At 60.0% G+C, this 26,456-nt stretch carries 22 protein-coding genes; 13 read left to right on the top strand and 9 right to left on the bottom strand.

Annotation, left to right across the window (positions count from 1 at the left end; genetic code table 11):
* Positions 1-25 precede the first annotated feature (25 nt).
* A complete protein-coding gene (locus tag QP915_RS08670) occupies positions 26-1,522 on the bottom strand; it encodes a DUF1846 domain-containing protein (protein WP_284769051.1) in 1,497 nt (498 codons plus the stop codon).
* A 127-nt stretch (positions 1,523-1,649) separates the two neighbouring features.
* Here QP915_RS08670 and QP915_RS08675 point away from each other — a divergent pair, with 127 nt between their 5' ends.
* A complete protein-coding gene (locus QP915_RS08675) occupies positions 1,650-2,465 on the top strand; it encodes an Fpg/Nei family DNA glycosylase (RefSeq protein ID WP_284769052.1) in 816 nt (271 codons plus the stop codon).
* A gap of 18 nt (positions 2,466-2,483) precedes the next feature.
* Entirely contained in the window at positions 2,484-4,061 is a 1,578-nt protein-coding gene (locus QP915_RS08680) for a bifunctional ADP-dependent NAD(P)H-hydrate dehydratase/NAD(P)H-hydrate epimerase (RefSeq protein ID WP_284769053.1), read from the top strand.
* Here QP915_RS08680 and QP915_RS08685 read toward each other — a convergent pair.
* Both QP915_RS08685 and QP915_RS08690 read right to left on the bottom strand, forming a co-directional pair.
* Positions 4,058-4,699, bottom strand: a complete 642-nt coding sequence (locus QP915_RS08685) for an ABC transporter ATP-binding protein (RefSeq protein ID WP_284769054.1) — start codon at positions 4,697-4,699, stop codon at positions 4,058-4,060. The two genes, QP915_RS08680 and QP915_RS08685, sit on opposite strands and share 4 nt — an antisense overlap.
* A gap of 1 nt (position 4,700) precedes the next feature.
* The gene (locus tag QP915_RS08690) at positions 4,701-5,684 is read right to left on the bottom strand and encodes an ABC transporter permease (protein ID WP_284769055.1); all 984 of its coding nucleotides are present in this window, start codon (positions 5,682-5,684) and stop codon (positions 4,701-4,703) included.
* A 153-nt stretch (positions 5,685-5,837) separates the two neighbouring features.
* On the opposite strand from QP915_RS08690, the gene QP915_RS08695 reads away from it, so the two are divergent.
* The 4 genes from QP915_RS08695 to QP915_RS08710 all read left to right on the top strand — a co-directional run bounded on the left by QP915_RS08695 (position 5,838) and on the right by QP915_RS08710 (position 9,357).
* The gene (locus QP915_RS08695; RefSeq protein WP_284769106.1) at positions 5,838-6,938 is read left to right on the top strand and encodes a sensor histidine kinase; all 1,101 of its coding nucleotides are present in this window, start codon (positions 5,838-5,840) and stop codon (positions 6,936-6,938) included.
* On the top strand, positions 6,931-7,548 hold the full coding sequence (locus tag QP915_RS08700) for a response regulator transcription factor (RefSeq protein WP_250412805.1): 618 nt from the start codon (positions 6,931-6,933) through the stop codon (positions 7,546-7,548). The genes QP915_RS08695 and QP915_RS08700 overlap by 8 nt, the downstream gene beginning before the upstream one ends.
* Complete coding sequence (locus tag QP915_RS08705; RefSeq protein ID WP_284769056.1) at positions 7,548-8,522, top strand: NAD(P)-binding domain-containing protein; 975 nt, start codon at positions 7,548-7,550, stop codon at positions 8,520-8,522. The genes QP915_RS08700 and QP915_RS08705 overlap by 1 nt, the downstream gene beginning before the upstream one ends.
* A gap of 82 nt (positions 8,523-8,604) precedes the next feature.
* Positions 8,605-9,357 (top strand): Rossmann-like domain-containing protein, encoded by a 753-nt coding sequence (locus QP915_RS08710; RefSeq protein ID WP_284769057.1) that lies wholly within the window; start codon positions 8,605-8,607, stop codon positions 9,355-9,357.
* Here QP915_RS08710 and QP915_RS08715 read toward each other — a convergent pair.
* Positions 9,354-9,944 (bottom strand): TetR/AcrR family transcriptional regulator, encoded by a 591-nt coding sequence (locus tag QP915_RS08715; RefSeq protein ID WP_284769058.1) that lies wholly within the window; start codon positions 9,942-9,944, stop codon positions 9,354-9,356. The genes QP915_RS08710 and QP915_RS08715 overlap by 4 nt on opposite strands.
* Before the next feature lie 134 nt (positions 9,945-10,078).
* On the opposite strand from QP915_RS08715, the gene QP915_RS08720 reads away from it, so the two are divergent.
* The gene (locus QP915_RS08720; protein WP_284769059.1) at positions 10,079-11,128 is read left to right on the top strand and encodes an ABC transporter permease; all 1,050 of its coding nucleotides are present in this window, start codon (positions 10,079-10,081) and stop codon (positions 11,126-11,128) included.
* Between the two features lie 55 nt (positions 11,129-11,183).
* Here the strand turns inward: QP915_RS08720 and QP915_RS08725 are convergent, their stop codons facing one another.
* A complete protein-coding gene (locus tag QP915_RS08725; protein ID WP_284769060.1) occupies positions 11,184-11,774 on the bottom strand; it encodes a VanZ family protein in 591 nt (196 codons plus the stop codon).
* 78 nt (positions 11,775-11,852) lie between these two features.
* Between QP915_RS08725 and QP915_RS08730 the strand changes: the two genes are divergently transcribed.
* A complete protein-coding gene (locus tag QP915_RS08730; RefSeq protein WP_284769061.1) occupies positions 11,853-12,827 on the top strand; it encodes an MDR family oxidoreductase in 975 nt (324 codons plus the stop codon).
* 77 nt (positions 12,828-12,904) lie between these two features.
* Here QP915_RS08730 and QP915_RS08735 read toward each other — a convergent pair whose 3' ends face one another.
* Positions 12,905-13,363, bottom strand: a complete 459-nt coding sequence (locus QP915_RS08735; RefSeq protein ID WP_049359150.1) for a MarR family winged helix-turn-helix transcriptional regulator — start codon at positions 13,361-13,363, stop codon at positions 12,905-12,907.
* Positions 13,364-13,693: 330 nt separating this feature from the next.
* Between QP915_RS08735 and QP915_RS08740 the strand changes: the two genes are divergently transcribed.
* Positions 13,694-14,332: a hypothetical protein gene (locus QP915_RS08740; protein WP_284769062.1), complete on the top strand. Its 639-nt coding sequence runs from the start codon at positions 13,694-13,696 to the stop codon at positions 14,330-14,332.
* Between the two features lie 9 nt (positions 14,333-14,341).
* On the opposite strand, the gene leuS is transcribed toward QP915_RS08740, so the two are convergent.
* Positions 14,342-17,188 (bottom strand): leucine--tRNA ligase, encoded by a 2,847-nt coding sequence (gene leuS, locus QP915_RS08745; protein WP_284769063.1) that lies wholly within the window; start codon positions 17,186-17,188, stop codon positions 14,342-14,344.
* A 173-nt stretch (positions 17,189-17,361) separates the two neighbouring features.
* Here leuS and QP915_RS08750 point away from each other — a divergent pair, with 173 nt between their 5' ends.
* Together QP915_RS08750 and QP915_RS08755 are read left to right on the top strand one after the other, a co-directional pair.
* Positions 17,362-19,935, top strand: coding sequence for a hypothetical protein (locus QP915_RS08750; protein WP_284769064.1), 2,574 nt, complete (start codon positions 17,362-17,364; stop codon positions 19,933-19,935).
* 10 nt (positions 19,936-19,945) lie between these two features.
* Positions 19,946-20,578, top strand: a complete 633-nt coding sequence (locus QP915_RS08755; RefSeq protein WP_284769065.1) for an MOSC domain-containing protein — start codon at positions 19,946-19,948, stop codon at positions 20,576-20,578.
* 427 nt (positions 20,579-21,005) lie between these two features.
* Here QP915_RS08755 and QP915_RS08760 read toward each other — a convergent pair whose 3' ends face one another.
* Positions 21,006-22,217 (bottom strand): MFS transporter, encoded by a 1,212-nt coding sequence (locus QP915_RS08760; protein ID WP_284769066.1) that lies wholly within the window; start codon positions 22,215-22,217, stop codon positions 21,006-21,008.
* A gap of 271 nt (positions 22,218-22,488) precedes the next feature.
* Positions 22,489-23,970 carry an NAD-dependent succinate-semialdehyde dehydrogenase gene (locus QP915_RS08765; RefSeq protein ID WP_502869328.1) on the bottom strand — a complete coding sequence of 494 codons (1,482 nt, stop codon included), beginning with the start codon at positions 23,968-23,970 and terminating at the stop codon, positions 22,489-22,491.
* A gap of 323 nt (positions 23,971-24,293) precedes the next feature.
* On the opposite strand from QP915_RS08765, the gene QP915_RS08770 reads away from it, so the two are divergent.
* Both QP915_RS08770 and QP915_RS08775 read left to right on the top strand, forming a co-directional pair.
* Positions 24,294-25,811, top strand: coding sequence for an anthranilate synthase component 1 (locus QP915_RS08770; RefSeq protein ID WP_284769068.1), 1,518 nt, complete (start codon positions 24,294-24,296; stop codon positions 25,809-25,811).
* Positions 25,808-26,455 carry an anthranilate synthase component II gene (locus QP915_RS08775; RefSeq protein ID WP_284769069.1) on the top strand — a complete coding sequence of 216 codons (648 nt, stop codon included), beginning with the start codon at positions 25,808-25,810 and terminating at the stop codon, positions 26,453-26,455. Before QP915_RS08770 ends, QP915_RS08775 begins: the two co-directional genes overlap by 4 nt.
* The last annotated feature ends 1 nt before the right edge of the window (position 26,456 follow it).

A 26,456-nucleotide genomic window follows, 5' to 3' on the forward strand; every position in this document is an offset into this window, starting at 1 on the left:
AGGGCGAACCATTGAAGTGAGAATTCTAGCGCTTTTGGTACAGCGCCTTCTTGCGGGCGAAGACGGGATCAGAGGTCACGAGCACGCCCAGGTTGCGGAAGATTCCCTCATCCACAGAACCCAGGATGGTGGTGGTGTGGACGTCGCAACCAGCAAGTTCCTTGATCTGCTCCAGCGCCTTGCGAGCATTGTCATCCTTCGCCGCAGACACGGACAAGGCGATCAGCACCTCGTCGGTATGCAGGCGTGGATTCTTGGAACCCAAATGCTTGGTCTTGAGCGTTTGAATCGGCTCGATGGACTCGGGCGACAGCAGGTGGATATCGTCATCGATACCTGCCAGGTGCTTCAGTGCATTGAGCAGCATCGCCGCCGAGCATCCCAACAGGGGCGAGGTGCGGCCGGTGATCATGGTGCCGTCGTGCAGCTGCATAGCGGAGGCGGGTTCACCGGTTTCTTCCGCGCGCTGGCGCGCAGGCGCCACCACGGGCCGATCTTCTACCTTGATGCCAGCCTTGGCCATGATGACGGCGGCGCGCTCGGATTGCTCGGTGCCCAAGCCCGCACGCGCCTCTTCCACCTGCGCCTTGAAGTAACGGCGGATGATTTCTTGTTGGGCGGCGGCACGGCACACGGCGTCGTCAGTAATGCAGTAGCCGGCCATGTTCACGCCCATGTCCGTCGGGGACTGGTATGGGGTGGTGCCGGTGAGCTTTTCCAAAAGCGTGCGCAGCAGCGGGAAGGCTTCCACATCGCGGTTATAGTTCACGGTGGATTCGCCGTGGGCGGACAGGTGGAAATGGTCAATAATATTGGAATCATTAAGGTCCACCGTGGCCGCCTCATAGGCCAAGTTCACGGGGTGTTCCAGGGGGAGATTCCAGATAGGGAAGGTTTCAAACTTCGCGTAGCCGGCATTATTGCCGCGCTGGTGCTCGTGGTAGACCTGCGAGAGAGCGGTGGCCAGCTTGCCGGAGCCAGGGCCGGGCGCGGTGACCACGACGAGGTCGCGGGAGGTTTCCGCAAACTCATTGCGGCCAAAACCCTCTTCGGACACGATGAGGTCCGTATTGGTGGGGTAGCCAGGGATAACGCGGTGGCGCGCCACCTTGAGGCCGAGGCGCTCTGCCTTATCGATGAAGGCTTCCGCTTGGGAATTGCCTTCCTCCAGCTGGGTCATGACGATGTTTTCTACCAAGAATCCGCGGCTGCGGAATACGTCCACCAGGCGCAGCAGGTCATCTTCATAAAGGATGCCCAGGTCCGCGCGCACCTTCTGTCGGGAGATATCCTTCGCGTTGATGCAGATGAGGATCTCAACGTCCTCTTTGATGCGCTCCAGCATCGCGATTTTATTGTCTGGGGTGAAGCCGGGCAATACGCGGGAGGCGTGCATATCGTCAAAAAGCTTGCCGCCCATCTCTAGGTAGAGTTTGCCGCCGATTTCCTCGCGGCGGGCGTGGATGTGCTTCGACTGCAGCTCAATGTATTTCTCGCGGTCAAAGCCGATTTTTTGCGTCATGATTTGAAAGCCTTCCCCTGAGTTAAATCATTCCGCATTTCGAGTTTACGCTATTGTCACCCCGCAAATAAGTGAGCTGGTTAGCGCCCGGTTTGGCCGAAAATTCTTCCCGATTAGACTGGATTCCATGCCTGAAGGTCACGTCATCCACCGCCTAGCTAATAAATTCAACGCCGATTTTCGCGGCATGCCGCTGCGCGTGACCAGCCCGCAGGGCCGCTTCGCGGCGGAGGCGGAGCTTCTCGATGGCGAGCGCATCGAGCTGGCAGAGACCTACGGAAAGCACCTTTTCGTGCACTTTAGCGCCCAAGATCCGCGCCATATCCTCTATATTCACTTAGGCCTGATTGGCAAGCTGCGCTTCGAGCCCCGCGAGGAATCCGGCGGACAGATCCGGGTGCGCATTGATAATGGCGCCGAGGCCGCTAACCTGCGCGGACCGCAGTTTTGCCGCCTGCTCACTGAAGAGGAGTACCGCGCACAGCTAGCCAAGGTAGGCCAAGACCCGCTGCGCACGGACGCCGACGTGGAGGCGCTCTGGGCCAAAGTGCATAAATCGCGCCGCAGCATCGGCTCCCTCATGATGGATCAGCACCTTTATGCCGGCGTGGGCAATATCTACCGGGCGGAAACCCTCTTTCGCCACGGCCTCTCCCCTTTCCTGCCGGGCCGGAACGTTTCCCGTGAAACTTTTGACGCCACGTGGGCGGACTTGGTGGTTCTCATGGAATACGGGGTGGAGCACGGCCGCATCGATACCGTGCGGCCCGAGCACTCCCCCGAGGCCATGGGCCGCGAACCACGCAAAGATGACCACGGTGGCGAGGTCTACGTCTACCGCCGCGCCGGCCTTCCTTGCTATATCTGCGGCACCCCGGTGGCAGAAAAAGTCATGGAGGGACGCAACCTATTTTGGTGCCCGACCTGCCAACCGGCACCTTAAAGGCCTATCCTGGCGGGCATGCGACATGCCTATAGCGTTGCCGCCGTCCGCGCGGCAGAGCGTTCCCTTCTAGCCCAGCAGAACTTTGATGATGAGCTCATGCGCTTGGCCGCACGAGGCGTGGCGGCCACTGCCGCGAGCATGCTCGGCTCTTTTCTGCGCGTAACTATCCTTGCCGGGCCAGGCGGCAACGGCGGCGATGGCCTCTATGCTGGTGCTTTCCTGGCAGAAGAGGGCTACTCAGTGGAGGCTATTCTCGCAGCGGATAGCGCCCACGAACCCGCGCTAGAGGCATTTGCCGCGGCCGGCGGAACCATTGCGCACGGTCTAGGAAACACCGATCTGCTTATCGACGCCATCGCCGGCCTCGCCTCCACACGCGGCCTTTCCGGTGCCCCACTGAGGGCCTATACCGAGGTCAAGGAGCGTGGGGTGCCGGTATTAGCTGTGGACATTCCTTCGGGCATTAACGCCGATACCGGCATGGCCGCAGCCGATGCCGTAGACGCAGACGTGACTATTAGCTTTGGCTGGGCCCGTGCCGGACATATCTTTGCCCCGGAATGCGGTGCGGTGGTGCTCTGCGATCTGCTCCTACCCGGCGCCCCGCGCTCCTTTGCAGAAGAACTTTCCGCTGCCGCGGAGCCAGTGGGCTTTATCGCCAATGAACCCACTATCACCTTGCCCTACCAGTGGCCGACTGAGCCGGTGCTTTCGGGGGAACAAGGCCTGGTCACCGCCCCGAAGCCGGTGGGCTGCACGGGGCCAATTCTGGATCCGACTCCGGCGGCGAAAAGCACCAAGTACACCGGCGGGGTGACCGCGGTATGTGCTGGCAGCAGCGCTTTTCCCGGCGCGGGCATCCTCGCCGCCGCGGGCGCGGTGCGTGCCACGCCGTCCATGGTTCGCGTCGTAGGCAATGACTCCGTGGTCACGAGCCTGCCAGAGGTAGTGCCCCATGCCAGCGTCCAAGAAAAAGTCCACGCCCAAGCCTGGATCGTAGGTCCAGGGCGAGGCACCGGACCGGAGGCGGCCGCCGAATTGCGCGCCGTGCTAGAACGCGGGCTGCCCACCATTATCGACGCCGATGCGCTGACCGTGCTTTCGACCTACGGGGATCTACGCGAACTCGTGCGCGATCATCCCTGCGCCGTCCTGACCCCGCATGCCGGGGAGTTTGAGCGGCTCTACGCGGCAACTCTCGGCCGCGAACTTGATCTTTCGGAAGGCCTCGGGGTGCGCCTGCGGGAGCTTTCCGATGCACTCGACTGCTTCATCCTGCACAAGGGCCGGATCACCACCGTCACGGCCCCAGACCAGAAAATTTATGGCATGAACGCTGGGCACTCCTACGCGGCCACCGCCGGCTCGGGTGACGTACTCTCTGGCATCCTCGGAGCCACGCTCGCGCAACTGGATGCCGCCGAGGCGGATGCGGAGGCGATCATTATGGAAATCCTGCACGCCGCGGCCATCCACCAACACGCGGCAGCCATTGCCGCCCACACCCCAGACGGCTTTGGCCTTTGCTCCGCCTCCCAGATTGCCGCGGCCGTGCCGCAGGCAATCGCACGGCTACTCCTCATGCAGCGCTAGCTGAGCGCAGTGACCTTCTCCTGCTCGGAGACGTGGCCGTCCTTGACCTCAACCACGCGGTCAGCGAAGTTCAGCAGGGAGCGGTCGTGGGTCACCAGCACGGTGGCGGTGTTCATCTCCTGGGTGACATCGCGCAAGAGGCGGATGATCTCCTGCGAAAGGTGGGAATCAAGCGCAGAGGTAGGCTCATCCGCCAAGAGCAGGTCCGGCTGCTCCATGAGCGCTCGAGCGATATTGACCCGCTGGCGCTGGCCACCGGACAACTGGCCCATGCGGCGATTGCCCATCCCGGCCAGGCCAACAAACTCCAATAACTCATCGGCGCGCTGTGGCCGCAGCTTGCGGCCAGCGATATGGTCCATGATCACCAATTGGTCGCGCACATTGAGCGAGGACAGCAGGTTGGCCTGCTGAAAAATGATGGAGCGGGTACCGTCCACGTGCACGGACCCGGAGTCTGGGGTGATGAGGCCAGCGGCTACGGACAGCAGCGTGGACTTGCCGGACCCTGACTCACCCACGATGGCGGTAAGGGTAGTGGATTCGGCGATGAGGGAGGCGTCGGCAAGCGCGGTGGTAGTAGTCTCACCGTCCTGGTAGGTCACGGTGGCGTTGCGGATATCAAGAATGGTGGACATGTTAAGCATTTCCTCCAAGGGCATCGAGTGGGTTGGCTTTAGCTACGCGGCGGGTAGCAATAAGGGCGCCGGCCATGCCGAGGGCCCAAATGCCTACCGCGGGAACGGCGATGGTGCGCAGGGAAACATCGAAAGGCACGGTGCCGGAGGCAAGCGCGCCGAGCACCCAACCAACGACGGCGCCCGCAATGGTGCCGGCAGCCAAGATGATGGCGGCCTGTGCCAGGGCATCGCGCAAGAGGTAGCGCACGGTGGCGCCGAGCGCGCGCAGGATGGACAGGTCGCGGGTGCGCTGGATGGTCCACACGGTCAAGAAAGCGACGGTGACCAGTGCGGAGATGCCGTACAAGAAGCCCTGCATGCTAAGCAGCGAGCCGCGCTCAGACTGATAGGCCGCCAAGCCGGAGAAGGACGTGGACACCTTCACGGAGCCTGGAACCTCGTCCTTATACAGCGCTGCCGTACCTATCACGCCCTGCGGAGCGTGGCTGATGCGCTGCCAGGTTTCGGTAGACGCCCATACCACCTCGGAGTGGGAGTACATGGTCTCTGGGACGGTGCCCTCCACCGAAAAGTCGGCGCCACCTAGGGTGACGGTATCGGCCGCATCGATGGACTCTGGCAGGAGTACTCCCTGCTCCGGGATGGTCTTATCGCTACCCGGAACCTGGGTTCCGGCGGGCAAGCTAAGGACGGCAACGCCGCCGTGGCCCTCCAGCTTGGTCTGGGCAGCGCCTAGAGGAATGCCATCGCTGGCGATATCACCAGCGTGCATCTCGGACTCGCTGAAGGAGGGATCCTCGGTGGAGAAGGAAATATACGGGTACTCCTCTTCCAGGGACTCCAACGCGGAAGTATTTTGCTTGGACAGGCCCTCCGTGAGGCCGGAGAGCATCACGAGCAGAAGGGTAATGAGCGCAACCGTGCCGCCGATGAGCGCGAAGCGGCCGCGCGCTGTGGTGATTTCTCTGATTGCTAGGAACATAGTTCTATATTCGCTTTATGCAGGTCAGAAGTAATCGGCCAGCTCGCTGAACCTCGAGTCAACCAAGTGGTTGATTCACGGTCCACCCGTGCGCGGATATCCTGGGTGGTTGTGTTTAAAGGACAAAAACTATGGGTCTATGGCCTCCACGCCATGTTCGCGTTTCTGCTGGTATTCGGCGTGGCGCGCGCCTATGTGGACGGCCGGCTCGATGCCCGGGTGATCGGCTTAGCCATCGCCCTTGCCGTGGTCTACTCCGCACAACGTTGGCTGCCCACATGTCTATGGCTAGGTGGGCTATGCGTGCTGTGGCTGGGCCTGATGGTGCATGCGCAGGATTTCATGTGGCTGGAATTCCCGCTCATTTTTGTCTTTCTGCGTGCTTTGCCCACCGTGCCTGGGTTGGTTTCCATCGCCGTGCTGTGGGCGGCAGCCGCCTTCATTCCCGCCTGGCTACACCCCGAAGGCTGGTCCATCGCTGCGGCCGTGGGACCGCTTATCGGTACCGCCTTTGCGGCCACGGTCTTTTTCATCCAGCGGCGCCTGCAGGCAGAGGCGGCACACCACAGGGACATCGCCAAGCAGCTGCGCGAAACCCAAGCCGAGCTGGCCGCCAGCGAGCACCAAGCCGGCCGGCTGGAGGAGCGCGAGCGCCTCTCTCGCGAGATCCATGACACCGTCGCGCAAGGCCTCAGCTCTATCTTGCTGCTCTCCCGCGCGGCCCGCGGCACCGATGATCCAGCGACCAAAGAGGAGCAGTTGGCGGTCATTGAGGATGTCGCGAGCGAGAACCTGGCTGAGGCCCGCCGCTTCGTCCGCGAGCTTGCCGGCCCCGATGAGCGGCTGGAAACCCAGCTCACTTCCCTACTGTCCCAGATGCGCAGCCGCGTGAAAGCCTTGGGGGAAGAGACCACCTTTGAGCTGGTGGTTTCCGGCAGCGGCAAGGTGCCCGAACGCATCAAAGAGGTCATCGTGCGCGCCGCCCAAGAGGGCCTGAATAACGTCATCAAACACGCCCACGCCTCGCGCGCCGTGGTCACGCTCGGCCTCTTCGAGGATGCGGTGACCTTGGACGTCGTTGATAATGGACGCGGACTATCCGCCTCCCCTGGCCCCGATGGCGGGGATCATGGTTTCGGGCTTACCGGCCTGCGCGGCCGCGTGGAAGCTGTGGGCGGCACCATGAACCTGGAATCCGGCGAAGGCACTGCCCTAGCCGTCCGTATCCCGCTGAAGGAGAAAAGCAATGGTTAATGTCATGCTGATTGATGATCACCCAGTGGTCCGGGCCGGCCTGCGCGCCATCCTCAATACCTTCTCCGATGTCGAGGTAGTAATGGAAGGCTCCACCGGCGCGGATGTGGATAAGCTTTTTACTGATGATGCCCCGCAGGTAGACGCCGTGGTCTGCGATATCCAGATGCCCGGCATGGATGGCATCGCCGCCACCAAGCGGGTAGTAGAAGCCGACGGCCCACCCGTGCTCATCCTGACCACCTATGACACGCAGGCCGATATCCTTGCCGCCGTGGAGGCCGGCGCGATGGGCTATCTGCTTAAAGATTCCCCCGAGCAGGCGCTGCACGAGGCCGTGCTCAATACCGCCGCGCACCGCCGCACCTTGGCACCGGAGGTAGTGGACCTCCTGGCCCAGCGCGTGGGCCGGCCGCAGGAATCGCTATCCACCCGCGAGCTAGAAATCCTCCGGGCGCTGTCTACTGGTTCCTCCAATAAGGAGCTGGCCAAGCAGCTCTTCATCTCCGAAGCCACGGTCAAGACCCACCTCATCCATATCTTCCAGAAGTTGGGCGTGGAAACTCGTACCGCCGCGGTGACCGTGGCGCGGGAGAGGAAGCTCATTTAATGCTGGATTGCATAGTCATCGGTGCCGGCCAGGCGGGTCTTGCGGTGGGCTACTACCTGCGCAAGAAGGGGCTGGATTTTGTCATTCTGGACGCCGAGCCCGGCCCCGGCGCGGCCTGGCGCCACGCCTGGCCTTCGCTTACGCTCTTTAGCAATTCCGCCTCCTCTAACCTGCCGGGGTGGCCCATGCCCCACCACGAGGGCTTTCCGCCGGCCAGCCACGTTATCGACTATTTTGCGCGCTACGAGCAGCGCTATGAACTGCCCATTCGCCGGCCGGTCAGAGTGGATGAGGTGACCCATGATGGCGCATGCTTCCACGTCTTTGCCGGTACAGAGCATTTGACCGCGCGCACGGTCGTGGCGGCCACGGGCACGTGGTCCGCGCCCTTTATCCCCTACTACCCCGGCGATTTTGGCGGACAGCAATGGCATTCAGCTTTCTACCCAGGCCCAGAGGACTTTGCCGGATCCACCGTCGCGGTCGTGGGTGCGGCCAATTCCGGCGCCCAAATCGCGGCCGAGCTCCTGCTCTCTGGCGTGGAGACCACCTGGTATACCCGCAACTCCCCGCGGTGGATGCCCGATGATGTTGACGGCCGCGTGCTCTTTCAGCGCAATCGCGCCCGCCTCAACGCCATGCTGCGCGGCGAACCAGACCCCGGCGCGGATTCCAACCTAGGCGATATTGTGATGGTTCCACCGGTCTTACGCGCACGAGATTCCGGACTTTTGCAGGCCACCCCCATGTTTTCTTCGCTTACTGAAGTCACCGCAGACCACCTCATCTGGTGCACCGGTTTCCGGCCTGCCCTCCGGCCCATCCGCGGGCTTCTTGATGGCTCCTCCCCCACCGTCGATGGCCTCTTCCTCGTAGGTTACGGCACGTGGACCGGCCCCGGCTCCGCCACCATTACCGGGGTAAGCCCCTTTGCCAGGCAGACCGCGCACGATGTGGCGAATATATGTGACTAAAGCTATAGGTTGGTCCCAGCTAATTCGACTACACTGCCTTCACGCAGAGAATGCGACACAATGTGGGAAAGCTGGTTTATACATGTCTGCCTGGGATCTCTACGATGACCTCATCAATGCCATTCCCCGTGACATAGTGGTCTCCCGCGCCGCCCAAGGCCCGCGGTGGACCCGGGTATACACCGAAAGTCCTAGCTGCGGCATGGCCATGACCATGTCAGCAACCTCCCGCCCGGCCCAGATGCGCGCCGAGTATTCCGGGGTTCCTCTACGCGCCATTGCTCAGTTAGCTAAGAGTTGGAATTTCTCGGAGGCTTCCTTCGGCATGGCCGCGCTAAATTCCTACTACGCCACGCCTTCCGTGGCCGATGAGCATGGCTTTGCGCTTGCCGACGCCCCTTGGCCCCACATCTTCGATCCCTTCCGCGAGGCCGTCGCTGGGAAGAAGGTCGCGGTCATTGGCCACTTCCCTTTTGCACCTAAAGCACTCAACCAGGCTGCGGATTTTTATATGCTGGAGCGCTCGCTCAATGAGGGCGACTATCCCGATTCCGCCGCCGAATACATCCTGCCCGAGTGCGATTATGTCTTTATTACCGGCTCTGCCTTTGTCAATAAAACCGCTCCCCGCCTGCTCGAGCTCTCCCGCGAGTCCTTCAATGTCGTCCTAGGCCCATCAACTCCCCTAGCCCCGGTACTGCTGGAAGACTACGGCGTATCGCAGATCACCGGAATGCTCCCCACCTCTCCCCTCGCTATGTTCGAGGGCTTGAGCGGCACCGATGCAGCCACCGCCATGTTCGAATGGGGTCACCGAGCGGAATTATCCGCCTAAGAACGCGCCTCCAAAATCGCCTCGCATGCCGCTGCATAGATTTCTACGAGCTCGTCGATGGTTTTCTCCCGCACATAGGGAACGAGAATCACGTTGCGCGTGGTCGCAACGCCAACCAGCATGGCGTCAATAAAGGGAATGCGTTCCCGCTTTTCTGGCGTATCGAATACCGTTGCACCCAATTTAGATTGGGATACTAGCTCCAAGAATTGCTCGTCCATATATTGCCGCAATACTCCGGAAGCATGGGAAGAGCCCACCCCGGCGCGCAATACCGCCTTCAACCTCGATCCCATGTCTTCTGCTTCCCAGAGCTGCAAGTACTTGGCAATGAAGCTTTTTAGGTCTGCTACATCTTCCAACCGCCCAGGGAGTTCTTGCAGGCTTGAGACAACTGCGTCAAAAAGGCCTTGCTTGTTTTTGAAGTAGTGCATCACCAGCGCAGGGTCTACCTCGGCCTCTGCCGCCACGCTGCGAATTGTCGTGGCTTCAAAGCCTACGTCGCCAAAGCGCGTACATGCTGCAGACAGAATTCTCTCTCGAGTCTCCTCATTTCGAGGCCGACGCCCTGCAATTTTGTTTTCCATGACGGCTATTTTACCGCTACCCAATCGAGAATTCTCAACACCTGTTGAATTTCAACAGGTGTTGAATTAGCATGTTCAACGTCCGTTGAATTGCGGTTAACGGACTCCCCGTACGAACCGAAAGCAGGTACCCCATGCAAAACGCAAAGAAGGCGCTAACCGTCGGGATTCTCGCCCCCTTAGCGCTCACGCTCATCCTTCTAGCCTTCCTCTGGCCGATGGCTACGATGGAACCCCGCGATATTTCCACCGCTGTTGTTGGCGAGCCGCAGCAAGTTACACAGATACAAAACGCTCTCGATGAGAAGAAACCCGGCTTACTTAAGACACAGCCCGCCGCGGATCGAGCCGAAGCTGAACGGCTCATTCAACAACGTGAGGTATCAGGTGCAATCGTCCTTGGCCAAGAGCCCGAGGTTCTTTTCTCTTCGGCAGCGGGCTTGCCCCAGGCGAATATCATCAAAAACCTGTCACAGCCATTGAGTGAGATGGCAAATCGCCAAGCCAAGGCCGCCGCTCAAGCTAAGGGTCTTCCTGAGAGCAAAGTTCCCTCCGTTGAGGTCAAAGCAACAGATGTAGCCCCGCTGGATAGCCGTGATCCGCAAGGAATGGCAATCAATTTCTCAATTCTGCTCGTTTCCATCGGCAGCATGATCGGCGCGGCACTAATCTCCTTTACCCTGCAGAAAAACAGCCAGCGCCTTCTCGCATTCGCTGTATACGCACCACTCGGTGGCCTCCTCGTTTCCTGGGTCTTTAGCGGGGTATTCGACCTACTGCCGGCTGGCTTCTGGACTTCAGCGGGCGTGTTTGCCCTTGGCATCACCGCCTTCTCATCCTTCATTGTTGGGCTCCGTGCCTTGTTCGGAACTGCAGGGTTCGGGCTCGGCGCTATTGCCATAATGCTGATTGGCAACCCCCTAGCCGGAACGATGGCCCCCAAGGAATTCATTGCCAAACCATGGGGAGCCGTAGGTCAGTTCTTCCCTAATGCGGCCACCGCTTCCCTAACCCGCTCGGCAAACTACTTCCCCATCGCTTCGATTAGCGCCGAAGTATGGATTCTCCTGGCCTGGATTGCGGTTGGCCTTTGCGCCTTAACGGCAGGCATTGTTAAAGAGCGCAAGCAGTCTCAGCATGAAAGTCCGGCTCCAGAGGATCCCAACCAGCTGCAACCGGCCTAGGGCTCACCGCTCACCGCCCTACCCCAGCGCGTGCGGGCGTCCACTCGTCTAGCTTCTAGACAACGATCCCTGCAATAACGGCAACCAGTAAAGCACCCAAGCCCAACGCTGCCAGCCACCCGATTACTCGTACGGTTCGTAGCTGCGCTTTCGCGCTGCTGCGGCTTACTAGGAACGCGCCCAAAGACGCGCCAAGCGTATTGAAAACCAAGTCATCAACATCGCTGAAACCCAATGAGAATATGTACTGGGCGATTTCAATGCCTAGGCTGAGCATCATCCCTAAAAGGATGGTGCCGCCGCGTCCGAAGCGGACGCGCCGCGAATTTTGTCCCATCACCACCAAGCAGGCACCCAGCGGCATAAAGAGGAAAACATTACCCAAAGTATTGGTCCACGGACCCCACCACGGATGAGGGTTATTAAACCCGTTAAACATCTGCAAATCTAGGCTGCAGCGTGCGTGCGCTGACGCATCGACCACACCGGGGATATCTATGAAAGGCTTGCCCACCGTAGCTACTGCAATAGCCACCATGACAACCACGCAGGCTACGGCTGCACTGCGCCACAGCGTGCGCTTAGCTGGCATGCCACGCGCACCAATCTGGCGCGAGGCGCGGGTAGGCATCGTGGTCATCGTCATGTTGTTCAAATTAACAAGCGAGCCTGAAAATTCTCCGTGAGATTCGCTGTTAAATGTCTGCATCACATTTAACGTACGATGGTGAGCATGAGCACTCTACTAGTTACTCGCAACGAAGATAAATCCGTTACGACCTCCTTTGAAGAGGGAGAGTTCCTCGGCGAGGGCGACCTTACCGTCGATGTGTCTTATTCTTCGCTGAACTACAAGGACGCCATGGCGATTGCCGGCGATCGTGGCGTCATGCGCACCAGCCCGCTGGTTCCGGGCATCGACGTGGTCGGCACCGTTGCCGAATCCAGCGTGGAACGCCTCCCAGTTGGCACCCTAGTAGCTTCCTTCGGTGATGGCCTAGGCGAGTTTCGCCACGGTGGCTACACCCCAAAGCAGTGTGTGAATTCCCAGGCGACCGTCGCGCTGCCAGCAGACTTCACCGCAGAACAGGCGGCCGCCGTGGGAACCGCAGGTTACACAGCCGCCCTGTGTGTTAACTCCCTGCGCGGACTTCCCGATGGCCCCGTCCTGGTCACCGGCGCCACCGGTGGCGTGGGCTCCATCGCCGTGAATCTGCTGTCCAATGCCGGTTACGAGGTTCACGCGATGACCGGCCGCCCGGATGACTATTCCCAGTACCTCCACGAGCTTGGTGCCCATACCATTGGGGACCGCGCCGAATTTGCTGAGGCCGGAAAGCCCCTGCAGAAGGCAACGTATGCCGGTGCGGTTGATACCTCCGGCTCCCACGTCTTGGCAAATGTATTGGCCCGCACTGTGTGGGGCGGCACCGTCGCCTCTACCGGTATGGCCGCCGGTCCAGACCTGCCCACCACCGTCTTGCCGTTCATTCTGCGCAACGTACACCTTGCCGGCGTCAACTCTGTAGACGCCCCATTGCACTACCGCCAGAACGCTTGGCAACTGCTCGCACGCAAGCTGGACCGGTCCATCCTTGAGTCCCTGACCAATACGATTCCATTGTCGGACGTCGTCGAAGAATCCAAGTCCCTCCTCGAGGGCACCCACCACGGACGCACCGTTCTTAAGATTTCCTAGATCCCGCCTAGCCAATCTTGTAAGGCACCTGCTGTTATGGCGGGTGCCTTTTTACATGCACCGGTCAGCGCGGACAGCTAGCTTTCCGAAGCCCCGCTTTTAGCAACCCCTCTCAACAATTTACGGGAGATCCTGCCCAAAGTATGTAGGTCCTCGTCACTAAGGGTGCTCACTACTATTTCATCGACTGCGGCGGTATGGCGCGCGATGGCTGCACTGAAAGCGGCACTTCCCTTTTCCGTCACTGTGACTTCAATAGCTCGAGTTCCCAACTCCGGCGCGTCCCGCCTGGAAACCAATTTTCGGGACTCCATGCGCAACAGCTGACGATGCAATCGCGACTTCTCCCACCCGAGCTCCACCGCCAATTCATTCGGTCTCGTATGAATTTTTCGACGGCGCTGCAACACCGCCAAAACCGCGTAGTCCGCTTCACTCAGGTTAGAGCCGCTCTGGAGCTGTCCAGACAGCCGCGCATGCAACGCCTCTTGCATGGCGACAAAGTCGCCCCATGCTGCACTCTGCTCCAAGCGCATCGCGTCCTCCTAGAGTCGGTTGTATTTAACAGTTTATACAGCAAGGTTGATCTAGCAACTCATCGTTGCCATATGGGTTGATATGACAACTCCTACTACTTCCCTGCGGGGTGGGTATACATAGACAACAATTTCATCAGCCAACATATTTGGCTAGAAAACATATTTTGTTTCCTTTTGTATAGCTATCTCTAGAGATATTCCACTATGTAGAACGGGATAGTCTTAGGTTAGAAATTGAATGGGTGATGAGGTTTGCCGATTAAAGTTGGCCCGCAAGGGCACTAAGCGCGACCGGCCAAATGGAGCGAAGCGTTTAGAATTGCGGTCATGGATAAGCTATTTGGCACGTGCGGATTCGACTTTTTAGATATAGATGAACTCATTGCGGAGCTGCCGACAGAACACGAACTGTGGGATGCGCCAGGATTCGATCGGGTGATTTTCTACGCGGACCCGTCCGGCATGGCGGTCACAGGGATGGAATACGAAGGGGAATGGGCTGCTGTTCCTTCGTATCGCGGTGGGGAAGAGACGCCGGGGACCATATACCGGGCAACGCCCTATATCGGCATTGTAGAAACGGGGGATTTGCGGTTCGCGGCCCTTACGGATGCACCGTTTGCGCTGCCGGCGGGCAACCCGGTCGGCGGAGAAAAGCTAGAGCGGACATTGCGGCCGACGGTGGCGGCGTTGAATTACGAAGTAGGGGAGCCAGAGGAGTTTTCCTTCACTTCGCCCGCTACCGAACGCTTTTACCGGAACTTAAAGCCCAGCATGTTGAACCCGCAGGTGGAGGTGGCGGGGACTATTGGGGGCGTCGCCAAGCACAGCAACGAGCTAGGCATGGGGGAGTTTTGGGTATGCGACCTCGACGGCCTACCGCTGATTGTGAACGAAAAGCTGGAGGTCGGCCAAGGAATCCGGGCGCACGGCATTGCGCTGTGCGCCACGGAATTTTGGGACTAGATTTACCCTCTACTTGACCACGAGGTTGACCATCCGGCCAGGGACGTAGATCTTCTTGACTACGTTCTTAGCGTTGGTCAGCTCGGCAATCTTGGCATCGGCGAGGGCAACCTCGAAGACCGCATCCTGGTCAGCATCAGCAGCTACGTTGATGCGGGCCTTTACCTTGCCGTTGATCTGCACCGGCACCTCGATCTCATCGTCTACCAGGTACTTTTCCTCAAAGGTGGGGAAAGGCTGGTAGGTGATGGTCTCGTCATGTCCAAAGCGCTGCCACAGCTCCTCCGCGATGTGCGGGGCGATGGGGGAGACCAACTGTGCAATCGGCTCTACGGCGGCGCGCGGGGCCTGGGTGCGGTAGGTCTTAGTCAGGTAATTGACGTACTCGATGAGCTTGGCCACAACGGTATTCAGCCGCAGGTTCTCGTAATCGTCGCGCACGCCCGCAATGGTGCGGTGGAGCTGTTTGAGATCGTCCTCGCTCAATTCGGCGTCGGTAGTAGCCAGCTCGCCGGTATCCTCATTGACGGCCAGGCGCCACAGGCGCTGCAGGAAGCGTTGGGAACCTACGACGTCCTTGGTAGCCCACGGGCGGGAGGTATCCAGCGGGCCCATGGACATCTCGTAAACGCGCAGGGTATCGGCACCGAAGTCGCGGCAAATATCGTCCGGAGCCACGGCATTCTTGAGGGACTTGCCCATCTTGCCGTACTCCTGATTGACCTCTTCGCCGTTGTAGTAGAACTTGCCGTCCTTTTCCTCTACTTCAGCGGCCGGAACGTACACGCCGCGGGAATCCGTGTAGGCATAGGCCTGGATATAGCCCTGGTTGTACAGGCGGCGGTAGGGCTCTTGGGAGCTAACAAAGCCCAGGTCAAAGAGCACCTTATGCCAGAAGCGGGAGTAGAGCAGGTGCAGCACGGCGTGCTCGACGCCGCCGACGTAGAGGTCCACGCCGCCCGAGTCCTGCGGGCCATGCTGCTCCGGACGCGGGCCGGTCCAGTAGCGCTCGTTTTCGATATCGCAGAATGCCTCATCATTGCGGGGATCGATATAGCGCAGCTGGTACCAGGAAGAACCCGCCCACTGCGGCATAACGTTGGTATCGCGGAAATAGGTCTGTGGACCGTCGCCCAGATCCAGCTCTACCTCGACCCAATCGCGCACCTTTGCCAGCGGTGGTTGTGGCTCGGAATCCTTGTCCTCGGGATCAAAGGAAACTGGCTTATAGTCTTCCACCTCTGGTAGCTCTACCGGCAGCATGGATTCCGGCAGGGCGTGGGCAAAGCCGTCCTTGTCGTAGACGATGGGGAAGGGCTCGCCCCAGTAACGCTGGCGGGCGAAGAGCCAATCGCGCAGCTTGTACTGCACCTTTTCGCGGCCAGAGCCGTCCTTTTCCAGCCATTCAATGGCCGCGGCAATGGCCTCGGCCTTATTTAGGCCGTTAAGATCCAGGCCCTTGTCGTTGGAGGAATTAACCAGCGCGCCGTCCTCGGTCCAAGCTTCTTCCTCCACGTTTCCGCCAGAGACAACCTCCGTAATTGGTAGGCCGAAGGCCTGGGCAAACTCGTAGTCACGGGTGTCATGCGCCGGAACTGCCATGATGGCGCCGGTGCCGTAGCCGGTCAGGACATAGTCCGCGATGAAGATCGGGACCTTCTTGCCAGAAACCGGGTTGGTGGCATAAGTACCCAGGAAGACGCCAGTCTTTTCCTTGTTCTCCTGGCGCTCCAGGTCGGACTTGGCGGCAATATCGGTGCGGTAGGACTCCACGGCCTCCTTCGGATCATCGTGGCCATAGGTCCAACGCTCATCCACGTCATCGTCATAAGGGATGGGGGAGAGGAGGGCGTCGACAAGCTCATGCTCTGGGGCCAGCACCACGTACTCGGCACCGAAGAGGGTATCCGGGCGGGTGGTAAAGACCTCAATCTCGTAGCCCTCGGCAGGGAAGGAGACCTCTGCGCCGCGGGAACGGCCGATCCAATTGCGCTGCATGGACTTGACCTTGTCCGGCCAATCCAATAGCTCCAGATCATCCAGCAAGCGATCGGAGTAGGCAGTAATGCGCATCATCCACTGCGAGAGGTTCTTGCGGAAGACCGGGAAATTGCCGCGCTCGGACTTACCCTCAGCGGTGACCTCCTCGTTTGCCAGCACGGTACCCAAGCCCGGGCACCAGTTCACCGTGGAATTAGACAGGTAGACCAGGCGGAATTCATCGATGGCCGCAGCCTTTTCCTCTTCGGTGAGGTCCTCGTAGTAGCGGCCGTCCTTAGTGGTGCGCTTATTGGCCTCTAGTTCCTTGATGAGCTCTGCAATCGGGCGCGCCTTCTGCTGCTCCTCATCGAACCAAGAGTTATAAATTTGCAGGAAGATCCACTGCGTCCACTTGAAGAACTCCGGATCGGTTGATTCCACGGAGCGTCGCGGATCGTGGCCCAGGCCCAACATGCCCAGCTGGCGGCGCATGTTTTCAATATTCGCCTCGGTGGTGGTGCGCGGGTGGGTACCGGTCTGGATGGCGTACTGCTCGGCCGGCAGGCCGAAGGCATCGTAGCCCAAGGTGTGCAACACGTTCTTGCCCAGCATGCGGTTATAGCGGGCGTAAGTATCGGTGGCAATATATCCCAGTGGGTGTCCCACGTGCAGGCCCGCACCGGAAGGGTAGGGGAACATATCCTGCACATTGAGCTTTTCCTTAGGCAACTCGCCCGCATCGGTGGCGAGCTCGCCCACCGGGTTCGGGGCATTAAAGGTGCCATTGTCTTTCCAGTACTGCTGCCAGGTCTTCTCGATCTGGTTCGCCAGCTCCGGGGTATAGCGGTACGAAGTGGAATCGCTCTGGGTAGTCATAATCACACAGTGTAATAGCCGCATCCCGGCGCGGGGTAGTTCGCTACGCTTTCCGCGTTCCGCATGGCACGCACACCCAAAATCCCCGCCGTAATCGCCCCCGGTTTTCGCGTCATTTCCGCCGCTCGCAGCCAAAATGCAGATCTGCATGAAAATGATCTAGGCTGGGGTAAATGAGCCAGGAGAAGTTTCGCAGCCAGCTATCATCTTTTGCAGACGCAGCGGTATTTCAGGGGATCCCGCACCTGCGCCTCTCCCCAGCTACCAACACATTGGAGCTGTACCTACCGGCCGTAACCGCAGGTTATGAGCCAGAAGATCCCCAGTGGACCGTGACCGCACAGCTGCTCGACGGCAGCGAGGACACCCGCAAGTTCTACTACGTGGAGGGCGAGGAGCCCGGCTTGTGGATCAGCATGCCGCGGGCCTTTAGCCACCTCAGCGTCTCCTTTGAGGAGCACACAGTGGAATTCGCCGGCGTGGCCAATGGTGGCCTGTTGTTGGATTCCACCCATCGGCCAGTCGATACCACCACAGCGGTAGCCAAGGGTTCTTATACCTTCATCGCCCCCACCGGCACGGAGCTTGCTAAGGCCAAGGTCGGCGAGGCCCGTCCCCACGGCGCATGGGAGGGCTGGACCATCGCCCCGGTAGAGGTCATCCAGTCTTTCACCGTGGAGGTTCCACGCCAGGAGCCCGCGACCATCAAGGTGTCCGGCAGCCCTGATTTTGCCTGGGACATGGCCGTGAAGACGCTACCTAATGCCCATGGCCTCGATGGTGAACTGGTCTATACCCAGTCCCCGCGGGTCATCGCCAATACGGAACTCAGCATGGAGCTGGCCTATGTCCCCATTGGTGGGGAAGAGGAGGCCGTGCTGGAGGATGAACTACCGGAGGGCATTCACGAGGTGCTCCCCGCAGACGCCTTCGAGGATCCCTGGGTAGGCCGCTACCGCTTCACCCTGTACAAGGACGAGGAACTGGTGGATATCCAGTACCTCAATTTTGCAGAATCGCTGCACATGCGCGCGAAGAACGAGGGTCCGCGCGGCACTAATTTCCGCTTTATTGATGCCCTAGGCAACCTTTCGCCGTTTAGCTATGCCCTGGCTTCTGCGCCGGGCAAGGCTATCCAGATGGAAAAGGGCCAGCGCGTCTTTGGCGAGGACGAGAGCGTGCGCGAGGAGACCGTCGGCAGTGAGGCTGGCTATGAGCTGACCTTCCAGGTGGAACCGGCGACGATTCGTACTCGCGTGAAGCGCACCGCGGCCGAGCCCGTGGATTACCTGGATAAGCAGGTCATCCTGGCGGACCAGCTCGATGCGGATGCACTTTTTACCATTCATTCTCCGGAGCCACTACCGCTGGCAAAATTCGTGGTTATTGATAAGAACCAGAAGATTAGGGACCTTGTCACCGCCAATGGCTCTACGGAAGCCGCCACCAGCCTGTCCGTACCAAACCGCGCGCTGAAGTCGGCACTGACGAAGAAGACCTCGCTGGAGCTCTACCTCCTGTGGTCCACGTTGTCCTATGAGGAGTACTTGGAAGGCCTGCCGGAAAAGGAGCGCGCAGCGCACCAGAAGCGCAGCTTTGAGCGTCGCGTCATGGAATATGAGGCCACCGCGGCCAGCGACCTCATTTATGCCGCCATCGCCACCGTGCGCAAGGCACCATTGGTCGCCCGCGCAACCATTGAGGACGGCATCCTCGTCCCCGAGCAGACGCACGAGGAGGAGGTAGAGCTGCTGGCTTGGGCGTGGCCGCTGGGCAATCCTGCGGGCGAGCCGCAACCGCTGGAGCCCACTGAGGAAGGCTTTGAGCTGCCCGAGGAGCTGCTGGACGCCGGCCACCTCATCGTGGACTTCCGCGAGGATGAGCCGGCCAGCGACTTGGCCGCGCCGCAGTACCCGCCGGCTAGCGCTCTTATCATCTTCCACGACGGTGAAACCGAAAACACCGAGGGTATGTGGCCTACCTACGCGGCCATGCGCCGCCTCGCACCCAAGGCCAAGGAAACCTTCGAGGGAATCATCAAGGAGATTGAGGCCGATCCGCGCGCCAGCATGGATGCACTTATAGCCGCGGACTTTGAGCCGGGGCAGCGCATGCGCGCCTTTGTCCGCACCGGCCTGGTCTCCCGCGCCTTCCGCCGCGAGGAGCCGGCCGGCGAGCCTTCCTCGCTCTTGGCCGCGCTTGCCGACGCCGCCCATGACTACGTCGAAGCCCACGGCTCCGCCTCCCTCGCACGCGTGCCGTCCACCGGCGTCGACGATGTCACCCGTCCCATGCTGCTGATGAGCGCAACGGGCGAGGCACCTACGCCAGCAACGGACAGCGACCAGCTCTGCGATGATGCCCACCGCATCGCCGCACTGCGCGAGTGCTTTGCCAATGACCTTGCACTCACCCGCCTGGGCACCATTTCCAACCTGCGTAGCACCGCAATGCAGCTGCGGGTGACGCTGCAACAGCTGGGCGTCGATAAGTCCGTCCTGCATACCCTGCTCGCGCTGGACGCCTTTGGCGATGGCAATTCGGAGCTCGGCGATTCCGCCTGGATGCCGTTTATTTCCTATGTCTTTGCCATCACGGCGCGCGGCGTGGCCAATGGCAAGCTGGCGGATCCTGCTTTCGCTGCCACGCTTGACGACGCCCTCCCGCAGCTCGCCGAGGCCGTCTCCCTCGCCCCGCAGCTGTTCTACCGCGATATTCTCACCGCGGAGGCGCTCACACTCAGCTAGGGTGACAGGCATGCAGGTCATCTCCACCAATGTCGCCGTCCGCCGGCCGGACCCGAGCGGGCGGCATGAGTTCTCGGGCATCGACAAAAAGCCGCAGGACTTTATCGATCTGGCGCCACCCGGACCCCATTATGGCGATGGGTCCGGCGTGCAAGGCGACATAATTGGTGACACCCAACATCACGGTGGCAACGATAAGGCCGTCTACGCCTACTCCCGCGAGGAACTGGATTACTGGCAATCCGAGCTTTCCCGCCCGGTGGCCTCCGGCGGCTTTGGCGAAAACCTCACGACGCAGGGCATCGATCTGTCTGCTCTGCTCATCAATCAGCGCGTGCGCATCGGCACCGCTGTGCTTGAGGTCTCCGTACCCCGCCAACCGTGTGCCACCTTCGCTGGCTGGCTAGGGGAGCGCGGCTGGCTCAAGCGCTGGACCGCACGTGGCGACTGCGGCACCTACCTGCGCATCATTTCCCCCGGCCGCATTCGCCCCGGCGATGTCATTGAGCTGGATACCCCGCCCAGCCACGGCATCACCATGCGCATGGCCTTTGCCGCCAAGATGGGCGACCGCGCCCTGGCCCGGCGCGTTATCGATGCTGGCTGCCTGCCCACTCACCAACAGAACTCGCTTCGCACCTAGTTACACAAGCACTTATAGTCCGCCATCAAGATGCGCATAAGCTTCGCTGCCCGCCGCCCCAACCTCTTAAGCGTTCCCATCAATTTCGGCAGTGCTCGAAAGATATCCGCCCGTCCCGCGTCCTCATATCGGGCTCGTCATTGCCCCGCCCTAGGCCTGCAGGCCAGGCACCAGTGGCTTGTACTCGGCGCTATGGGAAGCCGCAGAGGCCCACAGTAGGGACCGGGACCGTTAGTCGGCACATCCCTGCACAGCGAGTCTAGACGCATACTCTACTTCCGGAACCGCAGGCCACGTCACGACGTTTAGCTTGCCAAGAGTCCAGCACAGTCTTCTCCCCCGGAGTGCGCGCATAACAAAAGCACGCCAGCACTCAGTGCTGGCGTGCCTTACATGCTAAGTGCGAAGTAGGGGAGTGGTAACTGTGTTACTCGCCCTTTTCAAAGCTCAGATGGTGCCCCTTCGCCTTTGGGAAGCGGCCGTGCACAAAGAAGTAGTAGATAGCGGCGATAACCACGAGGCCCGCGAGAATGAGATACATCGTGTCGAAGCCCGTTGCCGCAACGATGGGGCCCAGGCCGAATGGAGCCAGGCCAATGCCGAGGTCCATGAGCAGGAACATGGTGGAGATGCCCGCGCCCATTTGCGCGGCAGGCACCGAGCGCACGGAGATGGCTTGGCAGGCGGGGCTGAGGGTGCCGAAGCCCAAACCGGTGCAGGCGCCCGCGACCACCAGCATGACGTCATTGGTGGGGAAGCCCATAAGCAGCAGCGCCACGACAAAGGCGGCCAATCCGAGGTACATCACGGCATTATCACCCTTATGGTCCTGGATGCGCCCCAAGACGAAGCGCATGATGAGCATCGTGACCGCATAGCCAATGAAGAACAGCCCTGCGCCGGTGGCCAGGTCTTCCTTGCGTGCATAGGCGTTGAGGTAGGTAACCACGCCGGAGTAGGCGATGCCGACTAGGAGCATGAATAGACCGATGGGAACCACGTTGGGGTGTACGGCATTGCGCAGCCTAAAGGCCGGCTTTTCGGAGGAAACCTCGGCCGGATAGCGCAGCACCAAGGCCAGGATCAGGGAAACGATATTTGCGCCAAGGGCGACTGCAAATAGCGTAGTGTAGCCGATGTTATTGGCCAAGAACAGGCCGATAGCTGGACCGAACGCGGTTGCCAGGGTAGTGCCCAAGGCGAAGTATCCGGTGCCTTCCGCACGGCGCTCGTGCGGGATAACGGACTGCGCTACCGCCATGAGTGCGGTAGAGGTCAAGGCATAGCCCGCGCCGTGCACCATTCGCACGATAATCAAGACCGCAACATTATGCGCAAAAAAGTACGCCACAGCTACAACTGTGACGAAGACCAGTGAAGTCAAGGCCGCCTTCTTGTGGCCCACGCGGTCCACGATCCAGCCGGAGAACACGCGCATGCACGTCGCGCCCAGAACAAAGGCACTGGAGGCGAAACCACCCACGGTATCCGATGCCCCGAAACTCTCTACCGCGTAGAGGGCCATGGTGGTTACGGACAGGTAGAAGACCAAGAACTGACAAAAATTAGCCACCCACGCGAGGACAAACGTAGGCGTAATCAGCGGCGGCTTAGCCGCTGCAGATTCTGTAGACGTCATATACTCACTCCAAATAACAAAAAGAAAATTCCCTCTCCACGCGCTGGCCATAAGGCCACGCATCGCAGATGAAGGAAATAGAAATTAAATTTTACGGAGAGGAACTATACGCCCCGCAGGCTGCAAAGGTTAATTGAAAAGCTTTCCAGGCCCTTACCGACGCCGCCCGTACACGGGCGGCTACCGACAATCGCTACACTTTGAACTGGAAAATGCTACGCACTGGGTAGGTAGCGTTGACTTATTCGCGCTTAAGAAAAGTTCTTGAATCCTAGGCGCCGGCATAAGGATCACGGATACCCAAGTACTGCACCGAGGTATATTCTTCAATACCTTCGGCGCCGCCTTCGCGCCCTAAACCAGAGTGCTTGACGCCACCGAATGGGGCAGCGGCATTGGAGATGACACCGGCATTGAATCCCATCAGCCCAAACTCGAGGCCGTCGGCAACGCGCCAGAGGCGATCGGAATCCTCCGTATATACATAGGAGGCAAGTCCGTACTCCGTATCGTTCGCAATCTCTAGCGCTTCCGATTCATCCTTGAAGGTTAGGATGGGCGCGACCGGTCCAAAAATTTCTTCCTGAGCCACGCGAGTTTCACGTGAAACATTGCTCAGGATAGTGGGCGCATAGAAGTGGCCCGCGCCCTCGCCGCGGGTGCCACCGGTGACAACGGTCGCACCCTTGTCCACCGCATCCTCAACCAGGGCTGCAACATTGTCGAGCGCCTTAGCCTCAATCAGCGGACCACACGTCACGCCTTCGTCCATGCCATTGCCAACGACGAGTTTCTCAAACTCTGTTGCCAGCTTCTGTGTAAACTGCTCTGCCACGGACTCGTGCACCAAGAAGCGATTGGCCGCGGTGCAGGCCTCGCCGATATTGCGCATCTTGGCGCCCATAGCTCCCGCAACCGCTTGGTCGATGTCCGCATCCTCGAAAACAATGAACGGTGCATTACCGCCGAGCTCCATAGAGGTGCGCAAGACATTATCCGCGGCACCCTTGAGGAGGGTTTTGCCCACTGGGGTAGAACCGGTGAAGGAGAGCTTGCGCAAGCGGGCGTCGGCAAGCAAAGGCTCCGAAATGGCCGAAGCGGAGCTGCCGGAGACAACATTGAGCACGCCCTGTGGCAGACCAGCATCGAGCATGGTTTGCGCGAAGTACTGCGCGGTGAGCGGCGTCAGCTTGGCCGGCTTCAGGACCATGGTGCAGCCCGCTGCAACGGCTGGGGCAACCTTCCGGGTGGCCATGGCGAGGGGGAAGTTCCACGGAGTAATCAATAGGCACGGACCCACGGGCTTGCGGCGGGTAACCATGCGCAAGGTGCCTTCCGGGACAGGGGAGTAGCGGCCATAGTCACGCGTGGCTTCCTCACTGAACCACCGCAAATATTCCGCACCATAGGTGACCTCACCTTGGGACTCGGCAAAGGGCTTTCCCATCTCAAGGGTCATCAGGGTGGCGAATTCATCGGCGCGCTCGTGTACCAATTCAAAGGCGCGGCGGAGTATATCGGCGCGCTCGCGCGGGGTGGTGCGCACCCACTCATCTTGTACCGCACAGGCAGCATCGAGGGCAGCCACCGCATCATCAGAATTCGCTGACGACAGCGTGGCGATAGTCGCGCCCGTCGCGGGATTTTCTACGTCAAAGGTCTCGCCGGAAGACGCGTCGCGCCACTGTCCGCCAATCAAAAGCTGAGTGGGGACCTTCGCTAGTAGTTCCTTCTGGTCGATGCTCATATTCATCACCTTTCTCCATTGCGTGAATGCACCCCACAGTACCGCGATTCGTTAGCTGGCTTTATTGGTTCTGCGCCAAGCACAAGCGCTTAGGGGGAGAGGGCGAATATTTTTATCGATTACCTGACAGGCTATAGAAATGTAGGTTAGTATGACCGTTATGAAGAAGATGACTACTGCTTGGTGGTGGCGCGCGTAACCCGCGGGCCTTATTCCACATCCCATTTTTAGGCTCGCATTCTGCGGGCCTTTTGGCGTTTTAGTGCCTCTGCTCGCGGAAGCTTCCTATCCGTTTCCCCGTTCCCCACACCCATCGAAAGGGCACTGCAATGCCATACACCGCCACTCGCGACATCTCCTACGGCAGTGATGCGGCCGCAATCTTTGACGCCCTCGCACAACCGCACGACTCCCTACTTCTCGAAAGCGCGGACATTGAGACAAAGAAGAATCTCAATTGCCTCGCGGTCCTCAGGGCCGCCCTGAAAGTAACATGCCACGGCCAGAGGGTAGAGGTACGCGCGCTCACGGAGGCAGGGGAGACGCTCCTTCCTTCCCTCGAGGACCGGTTCCACCATCGCCTAGTTTCACGTGAAACTACCGGGGCAGTTTTCGAGTTCTCGCAGTCCACGCTTCCAGACGAGCGGGAACGGCTTCTTGCCGAATCTACCGCCGATGTTTTGCGGTTCCTGCAATTAGAAGCCAACTATTCCTCTCCAATATTGCCGTTCCTTGGGGGCGGATTCGCTTATGACTACTTCGCTACTTTTGAGGAACTCCCCGAGGTTGAGCCTGGGGTCAACACCTACCCGGACTTTGAATTCTTGGTAGCCCAAACGGTCCTCGCAGTGGACCACCTGCAAGGGACTGCGCGCCTAGAAGGCTGGGACATCGACGAAGGGCACCTGAAGGAAGAGTTGGATTCTCTTGCCTCACTGCCGGCGGCCGCCCGTCCCACGGCGCCGCAAAGGGAAAGGATCCGGGCGGTGGCCGATGTGAATGATGCGGGGTTTCGGGCGGACGTCGCCAAGCTCAAAGGCAGTATTCACGCCGGCGATATCTACCAAGTAGTGCCCTCGCGCGCCTTCACCGTGGAATGCCCCAACGCCCTGGCTGCCTACCGGGCGCTTCGCAAGACTAACCCCTCGCCCTATATGTTCTACGTCCGCGGTGCCGCCTATGAGCTCTTCGGCGCCTCGCCAGAATCAAACCTCAAATTCACGTCAGAAGATAGGCAGGTCCAGCTCTATCCCATCGCCGGAACTCGGCCGCGCGGGCTCAACCCGGATGGCAGCATCAACCATGAACTAGATATTCGCAACGAGTTGGACATGCGTACAGACCAGAAAGAGATTGCGGAACACACGATGCTGGTTGACCTTGCACGCAATGACCTCGCTCGCGTGGCCGTGCCCCGCAGCCGGAAGGTAGCAGAACTCCTGCACGTTGACCGCTACTCGCGGGTCATGCACTTGGTCTCCCGAGTCACAGCGACGCTCCACCCAGACTTCGATGCGCTCGATGCCTACCGGGCGTGCATGAACATGGGAACGCTCACCGGAGCTCCCAAACTGCGCGCCACCGAACTGGTGCGCCGCACGGAGGGAAAGCGCCGCGGCTCCTATGGCGGGGCGGTGGGATACCTGCGCGGCGATGGAGCCATGGATAACTGCATCGTCATCCGCTCGGCCTACGTCCAGGACGGAACCGCAGTGGTGCAAGCCGGCGCCGGAGTGGTCAAGGATTCCGTGCCGCAAGCCGAGGCCGATGAAACGGTGCATAAGGCCTACGCCGTACTCCATGCCATCGCCATTGCACACGGAGCCGAGTTGGAGGTACAGCGATGAGCTCGCCGCATATTGTCCTGCTAGATAACCACGATTCTTTTGTCTACAACTTCGTCGATGCCCTTGCTGGGTTCGACACCACCGTGTTTCGTAATACCGTAGCGGTGCACGACGTGCTGCGCGCACAACCCGACATTATTGTGCTTTCCCCGGGCCCCGGTCATCCACGGGACGCCGGCTGCATGATGGAACTTATCGACGCCACCCTAGGCACCACCCCAATCCTTGGCGTATGCCTCGGCTTCCAAGCACTACTCGAGCACCACGGCGGTTCGGTCAAACCGTGCGGCCCCGTGCACGGGAAGTCCATCCCGATGACCCTGACCGAGGCCGGCGTAATGCACCCCGTCTTTCAGGGCCTTGCCACCGATACTGAGCCGGACCAACCGGGTCACCTTGGTACGCAAGTTCCGGTGGCGCGCTATCACTCGCTTGGATGTACGGACCTCCCTCGGGGGATGCGTTGTCTCGCACGTACGTCCACGGACATCGGAGAGGTAGCCATGGCGGCCGAAACGGACGACGGTAGGGCTCTCGGCGTGCAGTTCCACCCTGAGTCCATCCTCACTCCCCGCGGCCCCCTCATGCTTGAAAGTTGCGTTAATCAACTATTTATGCACACCACTATGGATATGGAGCACTAAA

Source organism: Corynebacterium sp. MSK158 (assembly GCF_030229085.1).
GTDB lineage: Bacteria > Actinomycetota > Actinomycetes > Mycobacteriales > Mycobacteriaceae > Corynebacterium.